We start from the raw sequence: 22539 nt of genomic DNA, 5'->3' as shown, positions 1-22539 counted from the left end.
GGTGAGAGGGAGAATGGCACAGCCAGTCAAACGGGCAAGGCTCATATATAATCCGTCCTCCGGCCGGGAGGAAATGAAGAAGCGGCTGCCGGACATATTGCAGCGGCTCGAACGCGGCGGGCTGGAGACGAGCACGCATGCGACGATTGGGGAAGGCGACGCGACGCTCGCGGCGGCGGAGGCGGTGGAACGGGGGTTCGACATCGTCATCGCTGCCGGAGGCGATGGCACGCTGTACGAGGTGATCAACGGCTTGGCGGAGAAACCGAACCGGCCGCCGCTCGGGATCTTGCCGCTCGGGACGACGAACGATTTTGCCCGGGCACTAAACATTCCGCGGAACTGGGAAGGCGCGGTGGACGTTATTCTGCGCCAGCACTCGCGGGTGATCGACGTCGGGAAGGTGAACCAGCGCTACTTCATCAACATCGCCGGCGGAGGTTCGCTGACCGAGCTGACTTATGAGGTGCCGAGCAAGCTGAAGACGATGATCGGCCAGATGGCCTACTATATGAAAGGGCTGGAGAAGCTGCCGCGGCTGCGTCCGATCGAGCTGTATATCAAGACGGCGGAGGTGGAGATGCACGAGGAAGTGATGCTCTTCCTCATCTCGAACAGCAACTCCGTCGGCGGCTTCGAGCGTCTGGCGCCGGACGCGTCGCTCAGCGACGGTCTGTTCGACGTGCTGATCCTGCGCAAATGCAACCTCGCGGAATTTATCCGCGTCGTTTCGCTGGCGCTGCGCGGCGAGCATTTGTCCGATCCGAACCTGATCTACCTTCAAACGAAGCAAATTCAAGTGACGTCGCCCGACTACGTACAGGTGAACCTGGACGGGGAGCTGGGCGGCACGCTGCCGTGTATTTTCACGAACCTGCCGCAGCATCTGCACATCTTCATCGACGAGACGGGCCAGTCGACGTACAAGTCGCCACCGATCAACATGATGAAGCTGCCATGGAAAACGAGACCCGGAGTGGACGAACATGAACAGGAATAATAAACGACGCTCGGGCACGCCCGCTGCCGATCTCAGCGGCCTGCCCGTTGCAAAGAACGAAGCATATATCGCCGACATTGTCGGCTTGGGGCATGACGGAGAAGGGGTAGGCCGTGTGAACGGCTTTACCCTTTTTATTCAGGGCGCCCTGCCCGGCGAGAAAGTTCGGGCCAAGGTGCTCAAGGTGAAGAAGCAGTACGGCTACGCCAAGCTGCTGGAGATTATCGAGGCGAGCCCGGACCGGATCGACGCGCCCTGTCCGATCTACAAGCAGTGCGGCGGCTGCCAGCTCCAGCACCTGAGCTACGACGCGCAGCTACGCTGGAAGCGCCAGCTTGTCATCGACAATCTGGAGCGAATTGGAAAGCTGCGAGTGGCGGCTGTTGGGGCAGAGAGCGGCGTAGCCGAGATACGTGTAGGTGGGGAGGCTATGGCGGATGCTGGGGCAGAGATGCGCGTTGGCGCGGAGGCTGTGGCGGGTATAGGCGTGGGAGCTGGGAGCGGCGGCGCGAGGGATGCGGGTATCGTTGTGCATCCGACGCTCGGCATGAGCGACCCGTGGCGGTACCGCAACAAGGCGCAGGTGCCGATCGGCCTCGCCGCGGGCGAAGAGGGCGGTCTGATCGGCGGCTTCTACGCGCAGGGCAGCCACCGGATTATCGACATGGAGGCGTGCCTGATCCAGCACGAGAACAACGACGCCGTCGTCGCGGCGGTCAAACGGATCGCGGGCGAGCTTGGCATCCGGCCGTACAACGAGGAGACGGGGAAAGGGCTGCTGCGCCACGTTATCGCTCGCTACGGCTTCAACACGGGCGAGATTATGGTCGTGCTTGTCACGAACGGTCGCGACATTCCTCGTAGGGACGAGCTGGTCGGGCTGATCCGCGAGGCGATGCCGGACGTGCGGAGCATCTGCCAGAACGTCAACCGGCAGCAGACGAACGTGATCTTCAGCGACGAGACGCGGGTGCTCTGGGGCAGTGAGGCCATCTACGATACGATCGGAGATGTCCGCTTCGCGATCTCGGCACGTTCGTTTTATCAGGTCAACCCGGTTCAGACCGAGGTGCTGTACCGGAAGGCGCTGGATTACGCCGGTCTGAGCGGTGAAGAGACGGTGATCGACGCCTACTGCGGTATCGGGACGATCTCGCTCTTCCTCGCGCAGAAGGCCCGCGAGGTGTACGGCGTCGAGATCGTCCCGGAGGCGATCGAGGACGCGAAGCGCAACGCGCTGGTGAACGAGATCCGCAATGTGCGGTTCGAGGTCGGCGGCGCGGAGGTCGTCATCCCCGAGTGGAAGCGGCAGGGCATCGCGCCTGACGTGATCGTCGTCGACCCGCCGCGCAAAGGCTGCGACGCCGCGCTGCTGGAGACGATCCTCGCGATGCGGCCGGAGCGCGTGGTGTACGTCTCGTGCAATCCGTCGACGCTGGCGCGCGACCTGCGCGTGCTGGAGGATGGCGGGTACCGCACGGTGGAGGTGCAGCCGGTGGATATGTTTCCGCATACGGTGCATGTGGAGTGCGTGGTAGGAATATGTCGGGTCGATACCTAGAAATCCTTAATTATCAGTATTCTGCGAAGTATGCGTCGTTTACGACTGATGGCAACGACTTTAGAAATAAGATATTGAACGATAGAATTGAGGTTTCTATCGTATTGGATTTGAAGTGGGTGGATACATCAAGTGAATTTAGTTAAAGCAAGATATGTTTTCAAGAGAACACCTTTCGGGGTGTTTTCTTTGTATATTAAGGCCGTTTGCTTTGCTATCGGGGCCCTATTTTTGCAGATAGTTTTTTTGGACACTTCGTACTTTAGTCGAAGTTTTCTAGCATTTCTTTGAACTTTCGTGGGCCGATTTCATTTAGCGGTTGTATTTCTGCCTTTTCGCAACCTACGTAATGATTTATACTTAATGGATAGAAAGGAGTGGCTAAGATGCTGTTAAATGAAATGATAGAGTACAACAAAAAATTCGTCGAAAATAAGGAATATGAAAAATATCAAACATCAAAGCTCCCCAACAAAAAGCTTGTCGTTGTGTCCTGCATGGATACCAGACTTACCGAACTACTGCCGAAAGCAATGAATTTGCGGAATGGGGACGCGAAAATTCTGAAAACAGCCGGTGCGATTGTTTCCCATCCCTTCGGCAGCATTATGCGAAGCATCATTGTTGCGATTTATGAGCTAAACGCTCACGAGGTTTGTGTTGTGGGGCATCACGACTGCGGAATGGCTCATGTGAACCCAACTGCAACAACCAAGAAAATGATTGAGCGAGGAATTTCGGAAGAAACGATCGAAACGTTGGATTACGCAGGAATTAAAATAAAGGACTGGCTACACGGCTTTGATTCAGTTTTGGAAAGTGTTCGCCAAAGCGTCGATGTAATTAGAAACCATCCGTTGATTCCCAAAGATACTCCTGTTCACGGTCTGGTTATTAATCCTGATTCCGGGGAGCTAGATATAGTTGTAAATGGTTATATAAATTCAAAATAGAAGAACAAAAAAACGGTTCCCTAGCATCACCGTTAAGGGAGCGCCTGAGTAAAATCGGGAAGTTTTGTTGTTTTTCAACTGCCATACGGTATCTCGGAAAAGCATTAAAAAGCGACAAAAATTAGACGTTTGAGATAACTTGGGAAGAACGACAATAGAATCAGCCCTGCTCCCTACCATCGATAAATTTTCGCGGAGCATTGAATATTAATATTTGAATACTCAAGGGGACGCTAACCGTGGCGTTCCCTTTTTATATAGATACCCTTCAAAAGCCGCTAGCCCTGAAAATTAGGGCAAGCGGCTTTTTTACATGAAAGGAGAGAAACTTCATGGCAAAAGTAATCGCTCTCGCCAATCAGAAAGGCGGCGTCGGCAAAACAACAACAGCGGTTAACCTTGGCATTGGCTTAGCTGCGGAAGGCAATAAGGTTCTGCTACTGGATGCGGATGCGCAGGGCAACCTGACTGATTCGCTAGGCTTCCATGAACCGGATAGTCTGTCCATTTCACTGGCTACGATGTTGGTGAAGGGTATGACGGAGGAGCCGTATGAACCGCGGGAAGGTATTCTGCATCATCACGAAGGTATCGACCTGATGCCGGGAAACATCGAATTATCGGCAGTCGAAGTGGCGCTCGTCAATACAATGAGCAGAGAGTCGATTATGCGATCGTTCATTGATTCCGTAAAAGCAGATTACGATTATATCCTGATCGACTGTATGCCGAGCTTGGGCATGATGACAATCAACGCACTAGCAGCGGCGGATAGCGCCATCATCCCGGTACAGGCACACTATCTGCCCGCCAAAGGCATGACGCAGCTTTTACAGACGGTTGCCCGAGTCAAGCGTCAAATTAATCCGAAGCTGGCGGTGGATGGTGTGCTGCTCACGATGGTAGATAGCCGAACTAATTTCGCCAAAGATATTTCTTTCGTTTTGCGCCGAGATTATGGAGATAAACTGCGTGTATTCAATACAGAAATCCCCCTGTCCATCAGAGCGGCGGAAACAAGTGCCAAAGGCAAAAGCATTTATGCCCACGATCCGAACGGACAGGTTGCTAAAGCCTACGCTGCACTTACGAAGGAGGTGCAGGATATTGGCAGCGAAAGAAGATCGGCTCGCCAGCATAAAGCTGACCAAAGTCGATGATTTATTCTCGACAGAGGAAAGCCGCAACGATTCGCAACGGGAAAAGGTGATGGATATTCCATTGGCTGAAATTAGTGAATTTCCCGGTCATCCCTTTAAGGTAAGGGCGGATGAAGCGATGTTAGAAATGGCGGATAGTGTCAAGCAGTATGGTGTCCTTGTTCCCGGCTTAGTTCGGCCAAAGGTAGGCGGTGGATACGAAATGGTATCCGGCCATCGCCGCAAGAAAGCAAGCGAGTTGGCTGGAATGGAGACAATCCCTTGTCTCGTTCGCGAGTTGGATGACGATCAGGCGACTATTATCATGGTAGACAGCAATCTGCAACGGGAATATATTTCACCAAGCGAAAAAGCCTTTGCCTATAAGATGAAGATGGCTGCAATTAATCGGCAAGGTCAACGGACAGATCTCACTTCACGACAAGTTGTCGGAAAGTTAGAAAGCGCTGAAGTTGTAGGTCGGGAAGCTGGAGAAAGCGGCAGGCAGGTTCAACGTTATATTCGCCTAACGGAACTCACTCCTCACATTCTCGAAATGGTAGACGACAAACGGATTGCCTTTAATCCTGCCGTTGAGTTATCTTACTTGGCCGAGAAAGAACAGCAAGCCCTATTCGATACCATGCAGGCAGAGGACTGCACGCCTTCACTTGCACAGGCTCAGCGTATGAAAAAGATGAGTCAAGAAGGCAGGCTGAATACAGATGTCATTTACACCATACTAACGGAGGAAAAGCCGAATCAGAAAGAAAAAATGAGTATTCAGCGAGAACGAATCGACCGCTTTTTCCCACGAGACTTCTCGGAAAAACAAAAGGAAGACCTGATCGTGCAACTGCTGGAAACCTGGTACAAAAGGCGGCAGAGGGAGCACGAACGGTAATTCCCCCGTTGCCGCCTTGTTCATGCACCCTCTCCCCTGACGGAGAGCTTTTTTTATGCCCATTTTCGGGGAGGAGATCATCTAATGGACTTTACGAAAGGAAAACGGCGTCAGTATGAACGTCTGATGAAAGAAAAGCCGGGTTTTGCGCGTAGTAGGCCATCTGAGGAGGAAGAAGCACAACTGCGCAAGCAGGCTCAGGAAGCCGAAGGCTGGCACAAGAAACGTGACCGCAAAAAGAACCGGGAGGGCTGACGATGGAGCAAGAGAAACGAATGGCCGGTGACTACGAAGTCTATCAAGCGCTACCCATTGGCAGGGTGGAGGTTGTTTTAGGCATCGACATCACGAATACCGAAAAGCCCTATTTGGTTTGCTACTGCTCGCAGAATAATTTGTTTGGTATCGATCAGTATTACGGTGCAGAAGGATATGCGGATTACCTAGTCGCAATGCAGGAATTTACCAAGCTATTGCAATGGGAAATCGAGAAACTCCAGACCGAGCGCGCTACGATCACGGAGCCGATGCCTCCCATTCAACCCGACCAATGCCTGCCCATCAAAAGTGACGATGATCTCGGCGGCAGAATTGTTGTGACCCGTTTGGATTGGTTGCGACCGGAATTTCGCACGGCAGACCATCAGTTGATTTGGGTAACGGGAGGTTTCGGGGCTTCGGGGAACTCACGTGGGCGGGCGGTCTATGCGGAAACCCTCTATTCCGGCGATGAATACCGCTATAACCGGGAAGACCTGATGGGGTTCCTGAAGCCGGAGCATACGCCCACATGGGCGGCCGAGAAGCTGGCACAACGACAAGCGGAGCAAGCCCCATCAAAGCCGCGTCCGCGAGGCGAAGCGCGTTAAGAGAAGCGCAAGGTATCTTCTATATAAATGAAAGGAGATCGTGAACGATGTCATGGACGTATCGACACCGCAAGACGCTCATCATGGGAGCCATTGCGATCAGCGTGGCGCTTCTGGTAGCAGCGGCCTTGTATATGCTGATGCAGCACACCGACCAGCAGCAAAAGCAGCAACAGATGAAAGAGGAGTATGAGCGGCAGATTCAGCAATTGAAAAAGGAGGAGCAGCAAAACAGCCGAAATGTCTGGACGACTGCAAAAACGATACCGGCAGGCGTCTCGCTCAAAGCGGATGACCTCAAGGCTGTTCCGATGCCCGTCAGTTTGGTTCCGCCGGGCGTAATCACCGACCGGGAAAGCATCATCGGCAAAAACGCCAAGATCGAGCTTGCATCAGGAATGCCGCTACTTTCCTCTTTATTGTACGAAGGACAGCCCATTCCGAAGGATTTGCGCATACAGGAGTTTCAGGTCATTCAGCTTCCCTCTAATCTCAAGCCTAACCAATATATAGACGTTCGCATCGGCTTTCCAACTGGCGAGGACTTTGTTCTTTTATCTAAAAAGAAGGTACAGGAGCTGTCCGGTACGGTTGTGTGGCTGGAACTGAATGAGATGGACATCCTCCAAACGTCCAGCGCAATTATTGATGCGTACTTGCAGGGAGCGCGGCTGTATGCCCTCCCGTACATCGAGCCAGGCTTACAGGAAGCGGCTGTGGTCAACTATCCGGCCAATCAGAAGGTATTGAACCTGATGGCGGTCGATCCCAATCTGCTCGAAACCGCAAAAATCGAACTTGCCCGCGCGCTGCGTCAAACGCTGGATGGCAATTTGAAGGCGGTCAGCGACTCGGACAAGCTTCGCGTCACCAGCGGTAGTGTAACCGTGCAGCAGCAGTTGCAAAACGAACGGATGACGACGCGGCAGGGCAATGCCATGGGCGGAACACAGCCAGTAGGCACACCGCAGTCTGGAGAATCAGCAGTTTCGACGAATGGTCCGCAGCCTAGCGTGAGTGATGCTGCTGGTGCAGCAGCTACTCAATCTCCGAAAAATCAACAGACGCCCCCTCCTGCCGTTTCGCCGTCGCTGCCATCGGGTATGCCTCCTGCAACCGAAGCGCCTCCGGCAAGCGAAGATAAGTGGGAAAACATCTTCAATCAATGAGGAGTGCGGATATGAAAAAAATTGTTTTTATCGGCGTAGCGGACAAGACGCATGCTTTGTTGGTGCTTGGCCGCTTGCTTGTGGCCTTGGGGAATAAAGTGCTGTTGGTGGATTCCACCGTCACGCAGTCGATTCGGGGTTATCTGCCGCACGCCTATGCCAATAGCGCCGTTCAGGATTATGAAGGTATGGACGTGGCCTACGGCTATCTCACTCCCGAACAGCTTGAACGAGGCTTGGCACAGGTAGGGACGACACCGGCATACGACATCATGCTGGTGGACACTGACCATACGGAATTTGTTTTCCACCACAACCTGTCCCAGTTTGATAAGCGGGTGTGGTGCTGGGATGGAAGGCGGTTATCGCTGGAGAAAAACGAGGAACTGATGATTCGTCTCGGCTTACAGAACACGGAAGAGCCTGTCTCGTTTTTCGAGTTGCTCTCCCCTGACATACCGGGAAAGTTGGCAGCGTGGCGAGCCGAAAAGCGGTTGCGGCATATCCAATTGGAGGATACGGTGTTTCGCTTCCCTTTGGACGAACGCGATGCAGCCGTCGATTTGAACAATCAACACCACGGCCGCATCGACCTTCGCGGGCTGACCGGGGCGTTTCGCGAGATGCTGCTGACGATGCTGGAGCAGCTTGGCGATTGCGACCGCAAGACAGCGCGACGAGCCTGGGCAATCGCTCGTAAACGGGTGCGGGTGTGGTAGAAAGGAGAACGTTTATGGGAGCTACCGTTGTATTTTGGAGTCCTGTATCCGGTCAGGCCGGGACAACGACTAATCTGCTCGCCGCGGCGACGTGCATGGGTTTGGAATATTCGGCGCGATTGCTGTTGCTTGGGCATTTGCTAAGCAGTTACGCTGCTGTCGAACGAGCCTATTATCGACCTGCCGGAAGAGAGGACATGCATACCCCGGACACGGGAATTGATGCGCTCTTGCGTCTGCTGAAAAACCGCAAGCTGGAGCCTGTCATGCTGCGTGACTATGCCCATCCGTTGCTGCGGGATCGCCTGGATATTTTGCCCGGCTCCATCAAGCAAGAGGATATCTTTATCGAAACGGCAATGGAATGGCTCACACCGCTGCTTGCGGTTGCCCGCCGCGCTTACGATGTAGTGCTGTTGGATGGGGGGAGCGGCAGCGGGTCGGCTTGGGACGAAATGCTGCGGCAGCAGGCCGACGTATGGGTCGTCTGCCTGCCGCAAAACCGTCTCCTTCTAGAGCGATTTTTTCAATCGGCAGAAGCAGCGATGCTGCAAGGCCGAAGAACGCTGCTCGTGTTCGGACAGTACGACCCTTATTCGACGTTCACTTCTAAAAATCTCATGCGTCAATTCCGTATAGGACCGACCGTGTACCCTATTGCACATAATACAGGCTGGATGGATGCGGCACAGCATGGCGAAGCGAATCCTTTCTGGTTTCGCAACAGGAAGATAGCAAGCGGTCATGAGAACCACCTGTTCGTGCAGCAGGTGCGACGATTGGCGCAGGCTGTGATCGAAAGCGCAGGCGCAAGGCAGCACCTTTTCGGAGGGAAGGAGGGCGACACGCCATGACGGCTATGCTCAATGCCTTCATCCTGATCGCGCTCTTGTTGCTTTCAATCTTCTTCCTTTATTTGCGCCTGAGCCGACGATTGCCGGAACGGACGGACGACACATCGGTATATACGCTGGAAGCGATGACCACTTTCGTAAAAGCAACGCTACACGAGTTAACCAGCAGCAACCTGGCCGACTTCGGTTTGTCGGAGGAAGAATACCGCCGCCGAAAAAGCAAACGGGCGGAGCTGAAAAAGGCGCTGCGGGGCTGCACCTCCGGTGATCTGCGGGACAAGGAATACGTCAAGGAGATCATTGCCGACCTGCTCGCGCAGCGCTATGAGTTGGACGATGCGCATTTGAACCTCCTGCTGCCTTTTCATCAGCCGGAGTCCCTCTCCGCGCAAGACCAGTTTGATATTCTGCTTTACACATATAAAAAGGAAGCTGGGCTTCATGCGCTCGACCGGCTCGTTCAAACCTATGAATGGGATCGGCAAAGACGAAACGAGGAAGGCCAGCTTGAAACGTACCGGATTACGGAGGAGGATATTCGTAGCGTCTTCGCCCATGAAGCGCCGTGTTTGACGACGGACGATAAGCTCCAGCTTGTCGTCCAGCGGATTTATCAGCATTACAAAGGATTCAGCGTCGTGGACGAGCTGCGCGACATGCGTGTGGACGGCGTATCCGGGGGCGTATCTGGTCTGCCGCCGCTCATGTGGGAGGGCGAATGGTCGCTGGAGGAGGACGCACAACTTCAGTCGCTGCCCCGTTCGCATGACAGCGTATGGCTGTTTTACAAAGGGAAGTCCATCCACCTGAGCTTCTTGTCCTTCGGCTCCGAGCAGGAACTACGACGCGTTTGCCAGATCATCTATAAGCACAATTTTCCCGGCCAGTTGTCCGAGGCGAACGGATTTAAGGTCAATGAAATGGCAGACGGCTCCCGCGTCGTCGTGCTGCGCCCCCGATTCAGTGAATCGTGGGCTTTTTTTGTGCGCAAATTCGACGTGCAAAGCGCGACGCTAGAGCAGTTGATTCAGGACGAAGGCGCGGAATTGCCGATTGGCCTCATTCGTTACTTGGTATCGGGTGCGCGGATCACCGCGATTACCGGCGCGCAGGGCAGCGGCAAAACAACCCTGCTTATGGCGATGGTTCGCCATATTCCAGAAGTGCTGCCGATCCGGGTACAGGAAATGAGCTTTGAGCTTCAATTGCGCAAAATTTATCCAGAACGCAACATCGTCAGCCTGCGCGAAACAGAGACGATTTCCGGTCAACAGGGGCTGGACATCCAGAAGAAGACGGACGGCACTGTCAATATTTTGGGCGAGGTAGCGACCGACCCGGTCGCCGCTTGGATGGTTCAGATGGCACAGGTGGCGTCATTATTCACCTTGTTCACGCATCACGCCAAAACCTTCCGTGACCTTGTGCTGTCTCTCCGCAATTCCTTGTTGAAAACAAAGGTGTTTACGAACGAGCGTGTGGCGGAGCAGCAGGTCGTCAGCGTCGTCAACTTCGATATTCACCTCCGCCGCGACCTGGACGGACGGCGCTATATCGAGCGCATTACGGAATGCGTCCCAGTGCCGCAGGAGACGGCGTACCCGGAAGCCTTTCGCGGGAAAATGACAAAGGACGAACGGATGGCAGCCTTTATGGAAACGACGCTCGAATACTTCCGCCGCTCGACGGATCGCCCGCTGTACACCGCCCGAAATCTCGTCGAATACCGCGACGGCCGTTACGTTGCCGTTCATCCCCTGTCCGAGCAAAGTCGCTGCGAGATTGCGGAATACTTGAGCGGCCCCGATCAGGCCGTCTTTGATGCGTTTCTGGCATCCCATTGGGGGGATGAGACATGATTCGGGAATGGCTCTCCCCTCTGCTCGGCATCGTAACCGTGCTCTTTCTTGCCGCTGTCGCGGCCTTCCTGTGGCTGTCCCGGCGTGATTCGGAGGTGGCGGCAGTCCGGCGCTACGAAGCGCTGCGTAAGCCGGGGCAAGCGCCTCGCAAGCAGGCGGTTTACAGTTTCATGCAGCAGCTATACAGCGTTTGTGAGCAGATGCCGGTTTTAAGGATGTACTTGCTGCACCTTCGCAGGCGATTGGTCATCCTGCGGCTCGGGGACGAATGGAAGCTGCGGCTTGAGGTGATGAAATCGGCGCTCTTGATGTGGCTTGTCCTGTTTTTGGCCGCGATTCCGCTTGTTTTGGCGGTGCGCGACCCTTACACGCTGGCGATGCTCGGCATTGGTCTTTGGGTCGGCCACGGCATCCTCTCGGATATGGGTGTTTATCGGCTCGAAATGCGGCTGCTGCGACAACTTCGTCTGTTTCTTGGGGATGTGAGACATCATTACCATCGTCACGGGATGGTAGATGAAGCCGTCTATGAATCGGCGGACAGCGCGCCGTATGAAATGGCGCTGCACGGGCAAGAGCTGTACGACATGCTGACGGACAGCGACGCCGAAGATAAACTGGCGCAATATGTGGAGCATGCCCCGAATCGTTATTTGCAGGGCTTTGCGGGATTGTCGTATCTCATCAAGGAGCATGGCGATCAGCAAACGGAAAGCGGTTCGGTCTACCTCAAGGGACTGGAAAAGCTGTCCATTGAACTGAATCTGGAATTGCTGCGTCGCGAGCGTCTCAGCTTCTTATTACAGGGGCTGACCGTTATCGCGCTGCTACCGCTGCTATTTACCCGTCCGATTGAAGCCTGGGCCAGCCACTTTTTTCCGGCAATGGACACGTTCTACGCCAGCGCTTTCGGTTGGGCCGCCAAACTCTGTCTGCTTGTCGTCGTGTGGCTATGCTACGTGCTGCTGCGCAACCTGTCGGAGCTGGATGCGACCGCAAGGCCCACCAGCCGAAAAAGATGGGAGCAACGGGTTTATGGCTGGCCGTGGATGCGCTGGCTGGCCCACCGGCTGGGGCCGGTTCCCGGCTCGCGAGAAGCGGAACGGATAACCCGGCTGCTCAAGGATACAGCCTCTCCCTTACGTCTTGAATGGTTTTACGTGCAGCGGATCGTGGCCGGGTTCGCAGCCTTTTTGGTGGTGCTGGGCTTATTCGTGTCCTTGCATGCAGCGGAGCGGCATCAGGTGCTGTATGCACCTGTGAAGCCGGGAACACTTTTCGGGCAGTTGTCCCCGGAGGAGGAAACGAAGGCACGGGAAGCCGCCGCGCTGGATCGCAGGATGCTCGATCAATTAAAGGAGGTGAGGCCGCGAAGCGAAAATAGCGTCATCAGCCTGCTGCGCAAGGACCCGGCTGCACAGGTCAAGGAGGATCAGCTTCGAGAGGCGGCGCGGCGCATCCTGGGCAAGCTGGAGAAGCTGAATAAGCCTTTTCTGGCGTGGTGGGAAGCGTTTTTGGCTTTCGCCGCAGGATGGGGCGGGTACACGCTGCCAGTTGGTATTCGGCTGTTCCAGCGGCGTATGCGGCAGATGGAGATGAAACACGAGGTGGATCAGTTGCAGGCCGTGATTGCCATGCTCGCCGGGATGGATCGGATGTCGGTTGAACAGCTTCTGTTATGGATGGAGCAGTTCGCGCAGGTCTTCAAGGAGCCACTGCAAGCCTGCCTTCTTCACTTTGAACAGGGTGAGGAGCAGGCGCTTGCGCAGCTAAAAGAAGATGCACCGTTTCTACCTTTTGTTCGGATCGTGGAAAAGCTGGAAATGGCTTCGCAGCATTTGACGATCCGGCAGGCATTCGACGATCTCGAAGCAGAGCAGGCGTTTGCGCGGGAGCAGCGCAAGCAGGAGTATGAACAGTTAATTGAACAAAAGGCAGGCTGGGGACGCTGGATCGGGTTTGCCCCCTTGATGACGTTGATATTCGGGTATTTGGTCATTCCGCTTGTCGTCGTCAGCCTACATCAGATGACCGTGTACTACGATCAGCTTCAACGCATCCAGTAACCCATATAGACGCTTTCCTTCATCAGCGGGAAGGCGTTTTTTTTATCCCCTAATCAAAGGAGAGAATTGTACATGTCCAATGCGCAGAAGGCACTTGTCATGGCAGCAGGAATCTTCCTTGCCATCGCACTCATTACACTGGCTGTCGTGCTGTTTATTTCCGCCCAGGATTCGACCAAGGCGGCTCAAAGCAATTTCAGCAATATCCAGACGGAGCTTTCACAAACGGCGTTTACGGTGTATGACAATACGACGCTTTCGGGCAGTCAGGTTGTCAACGCGCTTCGCAAGTTCCGCGATCAGGACCAATTTGGCATCCAGATCGTTACCGGCAAAAACCCGACCGGTCAGTGGTACGGCAAGGTTGTCAATACCGGTGTGCCTCTGGATAGCATCACCTACGGCGCAATCGTCGGAGCCGCACCCGGCCAGATTAGCCAGACCGTAGACGAAGCGGACATCAACTACGTTAATCCAAGCGGCAAGTTCCGCAGCACGCTGGTGCTGGACAGCAGCAATGTCATTCGCGGCATCGTCTTCCGGCAGCAATAAGGTCGGATGAGGTTACGAAAGCGTCCGGCCCAGGTTGGACGCTTTCGTCATGAAGGAGGTGTAACGCATGAACTATGCGCCAAGAACGATGCTGGAGATGAGCGCAGCATTGCTCGTTTTCCTCATGGCCGCAGGCAGCGGTCTGATTTTGTTTCAGACCGGTGCCTCACTCAATTCGCTTGCCTATGTAACCGGCCAATCGCAGGATCGTAACTTGCAGCAAATCGCTGTACCGCTCTCGGGCGACGGTTCGGTATCCGGTGCGGAAGTGCTGCAAGCTATCGCTCGCCTAGATGAAGGAGATGCGGAAATGGTGGTAGACGGCATTCGATTCGCGCCGCCGCTGGAACGGGAGCAGCTTTCGTCCGCAGGAATACGTCTGAAGGGGCGTTATCAGCCCGCCTATGAACGGGACGTTTCTGGTCACTTGCAGCGCCTGACACTAAGGAGCCTGCCATGAACAGTTTGATCAAAATTTTCGCCGTACTGATCGCTGTTCTGCTGCTCTATCTCTACCCGCTCTCTTCCGCCTTTGACCAGCAGGACGATATTTCGGAACTGGTCGCCTTGCGCGCGACGACAGCCTTCGTCGATGCGGTTCGGGACAAGGGCGGCATCACGCCAACGATGTACAACGATTTTGTGACCGCGCTTGCGGCGACCGGCAATAGTTTTGACATTCAGATGGAACATGACAGCAAGAAGTACGTGCCGGTTTACGACGACCCGACACGGCCCATAACCTTTAAGGGCAACTACGAGGTACAGTACGATGCGTTTTTCAATGCGCAGATCCTGCCGGTGCTGTTCCCCGACAATCGGGCAGCAAAGGATGACCCAAGCCGTCGTTATCGGATGCGCGCGGGTGACAGCTTCTCGGTGATTGTGCGCAATACGAACCGGACGGCAGGCACGCTGTTCTTCGATTTTCTGAATAATACCATCAGCCCGAATGAAAAAATCGTGATTCCGTATGGCGGGGTGGTGCGCAATGAAATGGATTGAATGGGCAATCGTCGGCGCGCTGTTGTTTCTCCCCCTCGCGATAGTCAACCAGAATGAGACAGAAACCCTGCGACGGACGGTGCTGACGGAGATGAGGTACGACGCTGCGCTGGATGCCGCGGTGGACGACGCAGCGAGGTTGCTCGTCGTTAACGCTAGCCAGCAGCAGGAAGCGCAATATGCCTCGGTCAAACATGTCGCGCTGAACAAGGAAGAAGCACTAGCGGCGTTCTACCGGACGCTGGACGCAGGCTTCGGCATTGCGGATGATCCGGTGACGCAGGGGGTCCTGCATCGCTACATTCCGGCTATCGTGATCGTCGGGTACGACGGCTTTTACGTCTATTCCGAGCAAGAATGGACGGGGACTGACGGAAAAACCGTCATGAAATCAGCCTGGGGAACGAAAAAGCCGTATGCGTATGCCGATTCGGCGGGCAACAGCTTATCCTTTACGCTCGACCAGCAGGTGCTAGCCTACGATGCGGTCAGCCGAAGCTGGCATGAGGGCTTGCGGCAGGACATCCGGCAGCAAACGACGATTCCGCTTTTGCAGGATGCTGCGCTCTTCGAGCAGGTACGACGAAGCACGATTGTCCGGGCGATCCAGGACGAGCTGGCCTATCGGATCAATCGATATAACGAAACGGTCTCTCGAAATGGTCTGTCCTACACGTTCACCCTGCCTCTGATCTCCGATGAAGACTGGCACAATACGGTGGATGATGTGGGTGTTCTGGCTTTTGTGCAAGGCATCCCGATGGGGGCGAAGGTGTACAACAGCTATGCGCTTGGCGGGAGCCGCATCGTGAAACGTCCAACGATTATCGGGGCCAAGAAAGGCAGTATGAAGGTGTACTATCGCAGTTCCTGCGGGTACACCTATCCGGCCGAAGAAACGTTTGCCAGCGAGCAAGCAGCCGCGCGGAAGGGATATATGCCCCTCCCTTGGCTCGGCTCGGCCTTCTAGCAGGAATGTATGCCTATTCGCTCATGTGAGCGATGGCAAGCGGAATAGTAGCAAAGGAGTTCATCAATCATGTGGATTCGACTGTTGCTGGCGGCAATCGTTTTTTGGATAGCCTCCGGATTTACAAACCCTATGGACGGGCAGCAACTGGTCATCAGTGGGGATTCCGACCGGATCAATCCGGAGCTCAGCGCTTATGTTGAGGATATCGTACCCGGCGATAAGCGCGAGTACACGGTTCACGTCACGAATCCCACTGATGAGGAAATAACAGCGCTGCTCTATGCGGCCGATGCCATGCCCGCATTGGGCGGCGGTAAGGATTTTACTTTACCGAGCGATCCCGATACCGGTTCGGCTGCATGGTACAGGGCGCCTGATCGCAGTATAACCCTCAAGGCTGGCGAGACGCAAAGCTTTACAATGGAAATGCAGATACCTGAAAGTGTGGAGCCGGGCCAGTACGTGTCCGTCATCGGCGTCTACGATCAAAGTACGAGGGAATCGGCGGCGCGTAAAATCGGGCTGCAGGTCGTCCTCAACTACAAGTTGGACGAAGCGAAGCCTCCTGAGGCTGTCCCGCACGCGGCCGCATATACGCTGGAGAACGGAAAAGCGAGCCTGACGATTTTGCTGGTCAATGAAGGCGATAGCTTGTCCGAACCGGAGATCGAGGTGTGGCTCAAACGGCAGGACGATGCCAGCGAGCTTTTGCTTGAAAGGAAATCAACGGTTGATTCCATTTATGCAGGCACGGTCGCACAGTACATGGCGGAGCTAAACAGGCCGCTTTCTCCCGGTTCTTACATGGCGGAAGTAAAGACAACGCTGGGTGACCGCACAGAACAGAAGGATTTCCCTTTTGAAGTAACGGACGGTCGGACTATGACATCAGGAACCGTGATTCAGGCTACTGGGGACGTTTCTCCGCTTCATGAAGGATCATTTGGATTGCGCCCAGCCTGCGTCTACGGGGGCTTGCTGCTGATTCTTGTCATCGTCGTTGTTGTTATAAGAAGAAGGGCTTCGCGCACGGAGTAACGAGCGGCTCCTGGTTCCTGCAGAGGACAGGCTGCCCGACAGTGGACAGGCAACAGAATCGGCACTATGATGTAGGCAACAGCAAGTTTTTCCAGTTTCGCACTTTTTTTTAGGGAGTGAGGCATTTGAAAAGAAGGTTAGTATCCCTCCTCATTGTGACACTTTTCGGAAGTATATTCAGTTTGACGGCAAGCGCAGCCAGTAAACCGCCAACCTTTGTCAGCGTCGTCATGGACGGCAAAAAAATCTGGTTTCCCGACGCGCAGGCGTTTATTGATGAGAACGGGCGAACGCTCGTCCCGGTACGCTTTGTCGCCGAATCGCTCGGAGCGAAAGTCGGCTGGGAATCGAAAACACAGACGGTTCCGATTACGAGAGATCGATCAATCTATCGTTCTGACGATTGACCAAAATGTTGTGCAGGTAGATGGCAAAGCGGTCACTTTGGATACGAAAGCCATCCTGAGCGGCGGTCGAACGTTTGTGCCGCTCCGTTTCGTCAGCGAGGTGTTGGGTGCGAAGGTGGATTGGGACAATCCGACAGACACCGTGTTTATCAAGACCAGCGAAGATAGCGCGGCGCAGACCGACCAGTGGGGGCGCTTGATTCGCACGACCGGCTTACCGAAGAATTCGAGCGATTATCCATACATTCTTGCGGACGTTCCGAACGAAATGTACGAGATGGGCTATCCATTTTCGCATCCAACAGACAGCAAAGTTTCATCCGTCCTCTACTCGACGAAGCCGGAATTCAACAAGAAGAACGTGGATATTTGGATGGGAAGACTGAAAGCATTCGGTGCGCTTTGGCTGAATGTAAATTACAACACGATTGATGACGTTTGGGCGCAGGCGGTTTTTGCTACCAAAATGCAAAACTCTGATGCCGAACTGAAACATATTCGCCGCTACGCAGAATGGGTCAAAGAGAACCAAATCCAGATGGAAGGCTATCTTGATCCCGAGCCATCCATGATTTATAAAGATGGGTTTGGCAACAACTTTGTGCGATCCAAGTTCAGGATTAAATTCGTCTCGTACAAAGCAAGCAATGACTTGCTTTACGATGAGTGGTTCCTGAATAAACAAACGTTTGAGAAAGGTGTTTGGTACGAAGGCTACGCCGATATTTCTCTATCCACTAATGTAGGCGGCGATTGGGGAAGTACGTTGAAGGTCGATCCGAATGCAAGCTTGTTCCGCAATCATATCATTAGAAAGGCGGACTCGAACTAGATGCGCAAACCTAAATTCATACGAATCACGTTGAGCATGCTGCTGGCATGCTCTTTTTTATTGTCGTGCTTTCCGTTTCTTACGAATGCCGCGACACCGGCTGTCCGGGTAGATGAGGGTAAGATCAAATTTGAAATCACTAGTACAGCAGCAACCTCGTCCATCCGCTACAGAACGGTAGGTTGGACGGTGCGTCGTGACCAACTCTGCACGAATACATCATCCAAACAGTGCAGTGATCCGCGTAACGGCAGTCACGCATCCTTTGTCAATCAACAGGTGCGTCAAGTCGCGCAGAATCCGAACCCCCCAATTCCCGGAGAGCCGGTCACGACCTACTATGAAGTCAGTGAAGATTTAGTAACGGACGGCATGTGGCAAGCAGGCATGGGAGACATCAAGGACAACGACGACCTGTACTTGTACGCAATTATGGTATCCGTCGATGGCAATGGAAACATGCGAAAAGGCCCATTTTACACGTTAGAAGGAATCAAGAACGCTGAACCTTGGGCGCACCCGGATGATCTCGATGATTACTTTGGGATTCACGTCCCCTATCGCAGCGCGAATTTTCCTGTCGATGTCGTTGCGAAAACCGTGGGAGGAACGATCCTCAAGCAGCCTGAGGTCACGTTCCATAAGGGCGACTACAAAGTCGGCGAGACGATCAACCACGAGTTTCCTGCGACGATTGAGGATAACGGGAAAACGTACAGTATTGTCCGCACCTACCTATCGCCGAAGAAGGACCTAACGCAGAAAAGCTGGTTGCAGGAAAATCCGGATACGAATCCGAAGGTGCGAACGCGAAGCTTCACGGTGGCGCTTGGTGGAACGGACGCTATTGCCGAATACGCTGAAAATAACCCGGTAAAGGCGATCTATCAGAAGGAGGATGGCACGAAACTCAAGGAAGTCGACAAAGGCGTCTACGAGACTGGAGAGGAAGCGAACTATACGTTTGATCCGCAGCTCACATCTGGCGGCCAGAACTTTGAAATTGTACGCACGTATATCACAAACAACAAGAAGCCGGATGAGAAGCTATTCATACAAGAAAAAGGCAACGCGAAGCTGCTCGAACGCTCCATCTTGGTTGGCTCTGGCGGCTCCAACTTCGTCGGCATCTATAAAATCCCCTCCCCGATTACCGTGACTTCCCGTATCGACGCGCCAGATCACGTCGATGCTTCCGTCACCTCTGTGGATGGAAATTTTGTATTTGAAGCGAAGTCACCCGTGCCGCTCAAAACGTATGAGATCACAAAAATAGAGAACGCAACATTCGTTACGCCTAGCGATAAGTCCGGCTCACTCAGCGGGCTGACGGCAAGTAAATCGCTGCCGATCAAAATTCCATTTACATCCGGCTCCAGTATTACCGTCAAAATCACGGTCGTCGTAAAAGATGCTAATGGTAACAGCGGAGATTCCACCTCGGATCACACCGTACGCAAAGGCGACAATGACGGCGGCGATACCTCGTTACCTGGCACGAGCCAGCAAGTCGAGGCGATGGATGCCACGGCATCGGCGATCATAAAAGCGGATTCTCGCGGCGCAGAACGCTTTGACGTTTTGAAGGGAATACCGACCTCAGAAAGCCTTTATGTTAACGCGAGCGCCAAAGCGTATTTGTATCGCAACACGTTCACAGAAGTGAAAGGCTCGAAATCGTATCCGATTACAGTCAGCCGCACCTATACGCTGAGTTGGACGGAATATGTTCCCGGCCCGCCGGATAGCGAAGGTCATTCGACCACGGTTCCGGTATCCCGATCCGACACGCAAACGGTCACCCAAAGCTACAGTGTGGAACGAAAGTACAGCTATTGGCTGGCAGACCGTTTGGAAGTGTACGGCTTACAGAAGGCGACAGTCGCCAACTATGCCCTGCCCTCCGGTTCGGTGACGCTGCAAGCAAACGGGTATTCCGCACCGTCTGTTTCCGCCACCCATGATGCAGCGGTCTTGTCCCATATTACGGACCCGGTGTATCGCAACGTTGTGCTTTCCGGTCAAACGGTTTACGGCGGCTCCAGTAGACCTTCGGTTCCAAGCGAGAACTGGAAGTCAGAGGCTGAAAATGCGGTCGGGAAAATCAAGGTCAAGAACGACACGGTCGTCTTTAATGGACAAACGATCATGGACAATCGGACGGTGGAGGAAACGGCTCCTGCTCCGGGGACGATTCCTGCATCTCCCATGATCGGTCAGGATGTTTTATATGGTTCGGGATTTGTCATCGATGCGACTAAAACGAACAAGGGGAGCCAGCCAAGCGCGGGGACGATTTATTATACGCTGGTCAAGGGCATCGGAGGCGGGTCGAACCATAGCTTCCCGATCAACGGCATCAATCCGGTGACGGTGCATACCCCCGTCGTCAATCTGGCGTCAGTAGCCGACGATCAGGCGCACAATCAGAAAACGGTGCCGACAGCCGATCGTTCGGCGCTTATTCTGGATCGCCCCTTTACCGTGACGATTCCTACCAGCGGGCCGCACCGGGACATTACCGGCTACGGCAATCGGGACTATGCCAAATATGTGCGAGACAAGCAGGTAAGGTTCCCATTCGATGTATATAAGGCTGACCACGGAACGTTGATTCCGAAGGACACCTGGACTTCGATTCCTGTCGGCCAGCTTACAACCACTTTTTACATGCCCGTTTGGGTAGATGAGGGAAATTATGATGTACTGTTCCGCACGTTTGCCGAAAACAGTCCAGTTTCATTCACATCACAAAGTAATGCCAATTTGGACTTAACTAATCATGTGGCGACGCAAGTTGTGGCGGTTGAGGTTATTGGCCGTCTGTTCGACTTCCGAATTACCGATATTGCCGACTACCAGTGGGAAAAGGTGTTCAGAACGGCGGCAGGCAGTGCGACGCCGACCGGAAATAGCTATTGGGTTGGCACAAAAGGGATCGACGGCGCGGCGCGCGGCAATACGGCCCCTTACGTGCTGCCGATTCGGCCAGGCAATCACCCGGAGAGCGGAAAGAAAAATGTTGTCGTAAAAACAGGTTATCACTTCAAATTTGAGGTCAAAACGCTCGGCAACATGTTCAGCGCGGGCGATGGCGTGAAGATTACGCCGACTTTTTACTTCGTTGACAAGCAGGGCAAAAACCGGCAACAGGTGGACTTGTACTATCATTCGGGAAACAAGCGGTTTATTCGGATCGGCTCCACAGAAGATACCGAGCAGCGGTTGGTGACGCTCGACACCCGCCTGCGCAATGTGTCGCAGCAGGAGCTAACCAACACGGCCAGTTCACTGTGGAAGCTGAATGGTTCCTCTGGCACTCAGACGTCGTATGTACAGCAGGTTTTGAAGGACGCGGCGCAAAAGCGGATTTACGTCGGTGGCTACGATGGCATGCTGCTTCCTTCGCAGCTTCGGACGTTTATCGGCAGCATGCAGGTGCCGTCTGGCATTGATACTGCGCGGGCCAATGCCTCGGTGCAGCGTTGGTTTGGCGAGTATAGCCTTCCCGCTGCTCCCTATGCAGTGCCAGCAGGCATGAATCTGGCCGAGTACGGACGAACCCACCGGCTGGACGACAATGCGCCGATCTTTCTGCGTGACGGCTATATTGTAGTCAATTTTAACATCGAAACCATTCGAAATAAGGATGTCGGCCACCCGCATTTGCAGTATAAAAATGCGCCGCTGGACAACCAGTGGCAGATGGAAGGTTTTCAGCGCAGTTTTGTCGATCCTTACGGGGGGATGTTCTCATTGATAGACGGGGACGTTGTGTTTTATCACGCCGACTTGTCCAGCTACGACGATTTTGGTACGGGCGGCACCCATTAAAAACAGCATACCGTTTGGGAGGAAAAGAGCATGATTGAGAAGCTGAAGATTGCCACATCTGAGGATGAGGCTTATTTTTATTCCGCCTCCATCGAGAAGGATACAGAGCGCGGTTGTATTGGGCATGTGCGCGGTGATTTCGGCAAAGATGGTGAGGCATTCTGGGCGACTTGGTTCGAACATATCTCTTCGTTGAAAACTCCTGATTTTCGGGAGGAGCTTGGAGCGGTCATTCAAGCGTTGACGGAACAGGGGCTGCTTCAAAACCGCAGTGGCATGCACGATTTTTGTATAAAACATCCAGAGGCCCTTCTACCAAGCGCGCGGCACAGCGATGTCTATGGCTTTTGTTTACAGACGGCAAAGCATCGTTACTATCTGCGATGCTTTCCGCGTGCCGGCGACTATAACTTTTATTTATATTGCTTCGCCCGGCCGGAGCGAATGAATGAATTGTCGTCGCCCCTCCATTCCCCTTCATCGGCACCACTAAAGCAGAAGTCTGAACTGGAACGATAGGAGGATGCACTTCTATGAATGATCTTGCCCGTTACCGGTTGCTGACCGGAGCATCTATTCCCCCTGCAGCGAAGCTGCTGTACAGCTATTTGTTGGATCGTGCAGGCGGGCGAAACGGCGCGTTACTGCTTTCGTCCAGGCGACTTGCGTCAGAGGTGGGTCTTTCCACTTCTGCTGTGCGTCGCAACCTGCATCGGCTTCAGCAAAATGGACTTATTCGGCTCACGCCAAGATATTCCGAGGAAGGCATTCGTCTGACGAACCAAATTACCTTCGTATGAGGAGG

Annotated in this window: 22 protein-coding genes; all 22 read left to right on the top strand. The window is 54.0% G+C overall.

Annotated elements, in window-relative coordinates; all coding sequences use genetic code 11:
- The first annotated feature begins 13 nt into the window (after nucleotides 1-13).
- The 22 genes from NLX71_RS15165 to NLX71_RS15060 all read left to right on the top strand — a co-directional run bounded on the left by NLX71_RS15165 (nucleotide 14) and on the right by NLX71_RS15060 (nucleotide 22534).
- Entirely contained in the window at nucleotides 14-1000 is a 987-nt protein-coding gene (locus NLX71_RS15165; RefSeq protein ID WP_254364562.1) for a diacylglycerol kinase, read from the top strand.
- Complete coding sequence (gene rlmD / locus NLX71_RS15160; protein WP_254364560.1) at nucleotides 987-2561, top strand: 23S rRNA (uracil(1939)-C(5))-methyltransferase RlmD; 1575 nt, start codon at nucleotides 987-989, stop codon at nucleotides 2559-2561. Before NLX71_RS15165 ends, rlmD begins: the two co-directional genes overlap by 14 nt.
- Nucleotides 2562-2947: 386 nt before the next feature.
- Complete coding sequence (locus NLX71_RS15155; protein ID WP_254364558.1) at nucleotides 2948-3514, top strand: beta-class carbonic anhydrase; 567 nt, start codon at nucleotides 2948-2950, stop codon at nucleotides 3512-3514.
- Nucleotides 3515-3846: 332 nt separating this feature from the next.
- Complete coding sequence (locus NLX71_RS15150) at nucleotides 3847-4674, top strand: ParA family protein (RefSeq protein WP_254364557.1); 828 nt, start codon at nucleotides 3847-3849, stop codon at nucleotides 4672-4674.
- On the top strand, nucleotides 4622-5557 hold the full coding sequence (locus NLX71_RS15145; RefSeq protein WP_254364556.1) for a ParB/RepB/Spo0J family partition protein: 936 nt from the start codon (nucleotides 4622-4624) through the stop codon (nucleotides 5555-5557). The genes NLX71_RS15150 and NLX71_RS15145 overlap by 53 nt, the downstream gene beginning before the upstream one ends.
- Nucleotides 5558-5641: 84 nt before the next feature.
- A complete protein-coding gene (locus NLX71_RS15140) occupies nucleotides 5642-5812 on the top strand; it encodes a hypothetical protein (RefSeq protein ID WP_021877785.1) in 171 nt (56 codons plus the stop codon).
- A gap of 2 nt (nucleotides 5813-5814) precedes the next feature.
- Entirely contained in the window at nucleotides 5815-6426 is a 612-nt protein-coding gene (locus tag NLX71_RS15135; RefSeq protein ID WP_134752243.1) for a hypothetical protein, read from the top strand.
- Nucleotides 6427-6473: 47 nt separating this feature from the next.
- On the top strand, nucleotides 6474-7595 hold the full coding sequence (locus NLX71_RS15130) for an SAF domain-containing protein (RefSeq protein WP_021877787.1): 1122 nt from the start codon (nucleotides 6474-6476) through the stop codon (nucleotides 7593-7595).
- A gap of 11 nt (nucleotides 7596-7606) precedes the next feature.
- On the top strand, nucleotides 7607-8314 hold the full coding sequence (locus NLX71_RS15125; RefSeq protein ID WP_254364555.1) for a hypothetical protein: 708 nt from the start codon (nucleotides 7607-7609) through the stop codon (nucleotides 8312-8314).
- Between the two features lie 14 nt (nucleotides 8315-8328).
- On the top strand, nucleotides 8329-9168 hold the full coding sequence (locus tag NLX71_RS15120; RefSeq protein WP_254364553.1) for a CpaE/TadZ family protein: 840 nt from the start codon (nucleotides 8329-8331) through the stop codon (nucleotides 9166-9168).
- The gene (locus NLX71_RS15115) at nucleotides 9165-11027 is read left to right on the top strand and encodes a pilus assembly protein CpaF (RefSeq protein ID WP_254364552.1); all 1863 of its coding nucleotides are present in this window, start codon (nucleotides 9165-9167) and stop codon (nucleotides 11025-11027) included. Before NLX71_RS15120 ends, NLX71_RS15115 begins: the two co-directional genes overlap by 4 nt.
- On the top strand, nucleotides 11024-13093 hold the full coding sequence (locus NLX71_RS15110) for a hypothetical protein (RefSeq protein WP_254364550.1): 2070 nt from the start codon (nucleotides 11024-11026) through the stop codon (nucleotides 13091-13093). The genes NLX71_RS15115 and NLX71_RS15110 overlap by 4 nt, the downstream gene beginning before the upstream one ends.
- Nucleotides 13094-13165: 72 nt before the next feature.
- The gene (locus NLX71_RS15105; protein ID WP_076119684.1) at nucleotides 13166-13645 is read left to right on the top strand and encodes an ABC transporter permease; all 480 of its coding nucleotides are present in this window, start codon (nucleotides 13166-13168) and stop codon (nucleotides 13643-13645) included.
- A gap of 67 nt (nucleotides 13646-13712) precedes the next feature.
- Nucleotides 13713-14105 carry a hypothetical protein gene (locus NLX71_RS15100; protein WP_254364549.1) on the top strand — a complete coding sequence of 131 codons (393 nt, stop codon included), beginning with the start codon at nucleotides 13713-13715 and terminating at the stop codon, nucleotides 14103-14105.
- Nucleotides 14102-14650 (top strand): hypothetical protein, encoded by a 549-nt coding sequence (locus tag NLX71_RS15095; RefSeq protein ID WP_254364548.1) that lies wholly within the window; start codon nucleotides 14102-14104, stop codon nucleotides 14648-14650. The genes NLX71_RS15100 and NLX71_RS15095 overlap by 4 nt, the downstream gene beginning before the upstream one ends.
- Complete coding sequence (locus NLX71_RS15090) at nucleotides 14637-15620, top strand: hypothetical protein (protein ID WP_254364546.1); 984 nt, start codon at nucleotides 14637-14639, stop codon at nucleotides 15618-15620. The genes NLX71_RS15095 and NLX71_RS15090 overlap by 14 nt, the downstream gene beginning before the upstream one ends.
- Before the next feature lie 69 nt (nucleotides 15621-15689).
- Nucleotides 15690-16661 (top strand): COG1470 family protein, encoded by a 972-nt coding sequence (locus NLX71_RS15085; protein ID WP_254364544.1) that lies wholly within the window; start codon nucleotides 15690-15692, stop codon nucleotides 16659-16661.
- Between the two features lie 125 nt (nucleotides 16662-16786).
- Complete coding sequence (locus NLX71_RS15080; RefSeq protein ID WP_254364542.1) at nucleotides 16787-17068, top strand: stalk domain-containing protein; 282 nt, start codon at nucleotides 16787-16789, stop codon at nucleotides 17066-17068.
- A 37-nt stretch (nucleotides 17069-17105) separates the two neighbouring features.
- Complete coding sequence (locus tag NLX71_RS15075; protein WP_254364541.1) at nucleotides 17106-17900, top strand: copper amine oxidase N-terminal domain-containing protein; 795 nt, start codon at nucleotides 17106-17108, stop codon at nucleotides 17898-17900.
- Nucleotides 17901-21734: a DUF5704 domain-containing protein gene (locus NLX71_RS15070; RefSeq protein ID WP_254364539.1), complete on the top strand. Its 3834-nt coding sequence runs from the start codon at nucleotides 17901-17903 to the stop codon at nucleotides 21732-21734. It begins immediately after the preceding gene.
- Nucleotides 21735-21764: 30 nt separating this feature from the next.
- Nucleotides 21765-22253, top strand: coding sequence for a hypothetical protein (locus tag NLX71_RS15065; protein WP_254364537.1), 489 nt, complete (start codon nucleotides 21765-21767; stop codon nucleotides 22251-22253).
- A 14-nt stretch (nucleotides 22254-22267) separates the two neighbouring features.
- Nucleotides 22268-22534, top strand: coding sequence for a helix-turn-helix domain-containing protein (locus tag NLX71_RS15060; protein ID WP_254364536.1), 267 nt, complete (start codon nucleotides 22268-22270; stop codon nucleotides 22532-22534).
- Nucleotides 22535-22539 lie beyond the last annotated feature (5 nt).

This window comes from Paenibacillus sp. MZ04-78.2, assembly GCF_024213375.1.
Lineage (GTDB): Bacteria > Bacillota > Bacilli > Paenibacillales > NBRC-103111 > Paenibacillus_G.
Note: the sequence above shows the minus strand (reverse complement) of the source record. Positions and strands in the feature narration are given on the sequence as shown.

What these genes read in the sequence shown, in the direction of transcription:
- NLX71_RS15165 (WP_254364562.1), top strand. Translation starts at nt 14, where the DNA reads ATGGCACAGCCAGTCAAACGGGCAAGGCTCATATATAATCCGTCCTCC.
- NLX71_RS15085 (WP_254364544.1), top strand. Translation starts at nt 15,690, where the DNA reads ATGTGGATTCGACTGTTGCTGGCGGCAATCGTTTTTTGGATAGCCTCC.
- rlmD (WP_254364560.1), top strand. Translation starts at nt 987, where the DNA reads ATGAACAGGAATAATAAACGACGCTCGGGCACGCCCGCTGCCGATCTC.
- NLX71_RS15100 (WP_254364549.1), top strand. Translation starts at nt 13,713, where the DNA reads ATGAACTATGCGCCAAGAACGATGCTGGAGATGAGCGCAGCATTGCTC.
- NLX71_RS15065 (WP_254364537.1), top strand. Translation starts at nt 21,765, where the DNA reads ATGATTGAGAAGCTGAAGATTGCCACATCTGAGGATGAGGCTTATTTT.
- NLX71_RS15105 (WP_076119684.1), top strand. Translation starts at nt 13,166, where the DNA reads ATGTCCAATGCGCAGAAGGCACTTGTCATGGCAGCAGGAATCTTCCTT.
- NLX71_RS15130 (WP_021877787.1), top strand. Translation starts at nt 6,474, where the DNA reads ATGTCATGGACGTATCGACACCGCAAGACGCTCATCATGGGAGCCATT.
- NLX71_RS15135 (WP_134752243.1), top strand. Translation starts at nt 5,815, where the DNA reads ATGGAGCAAGAGAAACGAATGGCCGGTGACTACGAAGTCTATCAAGCG.
- NLX71_RS15120 (WP_254364553.1), top strand. Translation starts at nt 8,329, where the DNA reads ATGGGAGCTACCGTTGTATTTTGGAGTCCTGTATCCGGTCAGGCCGGG.
- NLX71_RS15060 (WP_254364536.1), top strand. Translation starts at nt 22,268, where the DNA reads ATGAATGATCTTGCCCGTTACCGGTTGCTGACCGGAGCATCTATTCCC.
- NLX71_RS15090 (WP_254364546.1), top strand. Translation starts at nt 14,637, where the DNA reads ATGAAATGGATTGAATGGGCAATCGTCGGCGCGCTGTTGTTTCTCCCC.
- NLX71_RS15095 (WP_254364548.1), top strand. Translation starts at nt 14,102, where the DNA reads ATGAACAGTTTGATCAAAATTTTCGCCGTACTGATCGCTGTTCTGCTG.
- NLX71_RS15125 (WP_254364555.1), top strand. Translation starts at nt 7,607, where the DNA reads ATGAAAAAAATTGTTTTTATCGGCGTAGCGGACAAGACGCATGCTTTG.
- NLX71_RS15115 (WP_254364552.1), top strand. Translation starts at nt 9,165, where the DNA reads ATGACGGCTATGCTCAATGCCTTCATCCTGATCGCGCTCTTGTTGCTT.
- NLX71_RS15110 (WP_254364550.1), top strand. Translation starts at nt 11,024, where the DNA reads ATGATTCGGGAATGGCTCTCCCCTCTGCTCGGCATCGTAACCGTGCTC.
- NLX71_RS15150 (WP_254364557.1), top strand. Translation starts at nt 3,847, where the DNA reads ATGGCAAAAGTAATCGCTCTCGCCAATCAGAAAGGCGGCGTCGGCAAA.
- NLX71_RS15140 (WP_021877785.1), top strand. Translation starts at nt 5,642, where the DNA reads ATGGACTTTACGAAAGGAAAACGGCGTCAGTATGAACGTCTGATGAAA.
- NLX71_RS15155 (WP_254364558.1), top strand. Translation starts at nt 2,948, where the DNA reads ATGCTGTTAAATGAAATGATAGAGTACAACAAAAAATTCGTCGAAAAT.
- NLX71_RS15070 (WP_254364539.1), top strand. Translation starts at nt 17,901, where the DNA reads ATGCGCAAACCTAAATTCATACGAATCACGTTGAGCATGCTGCTGGCA.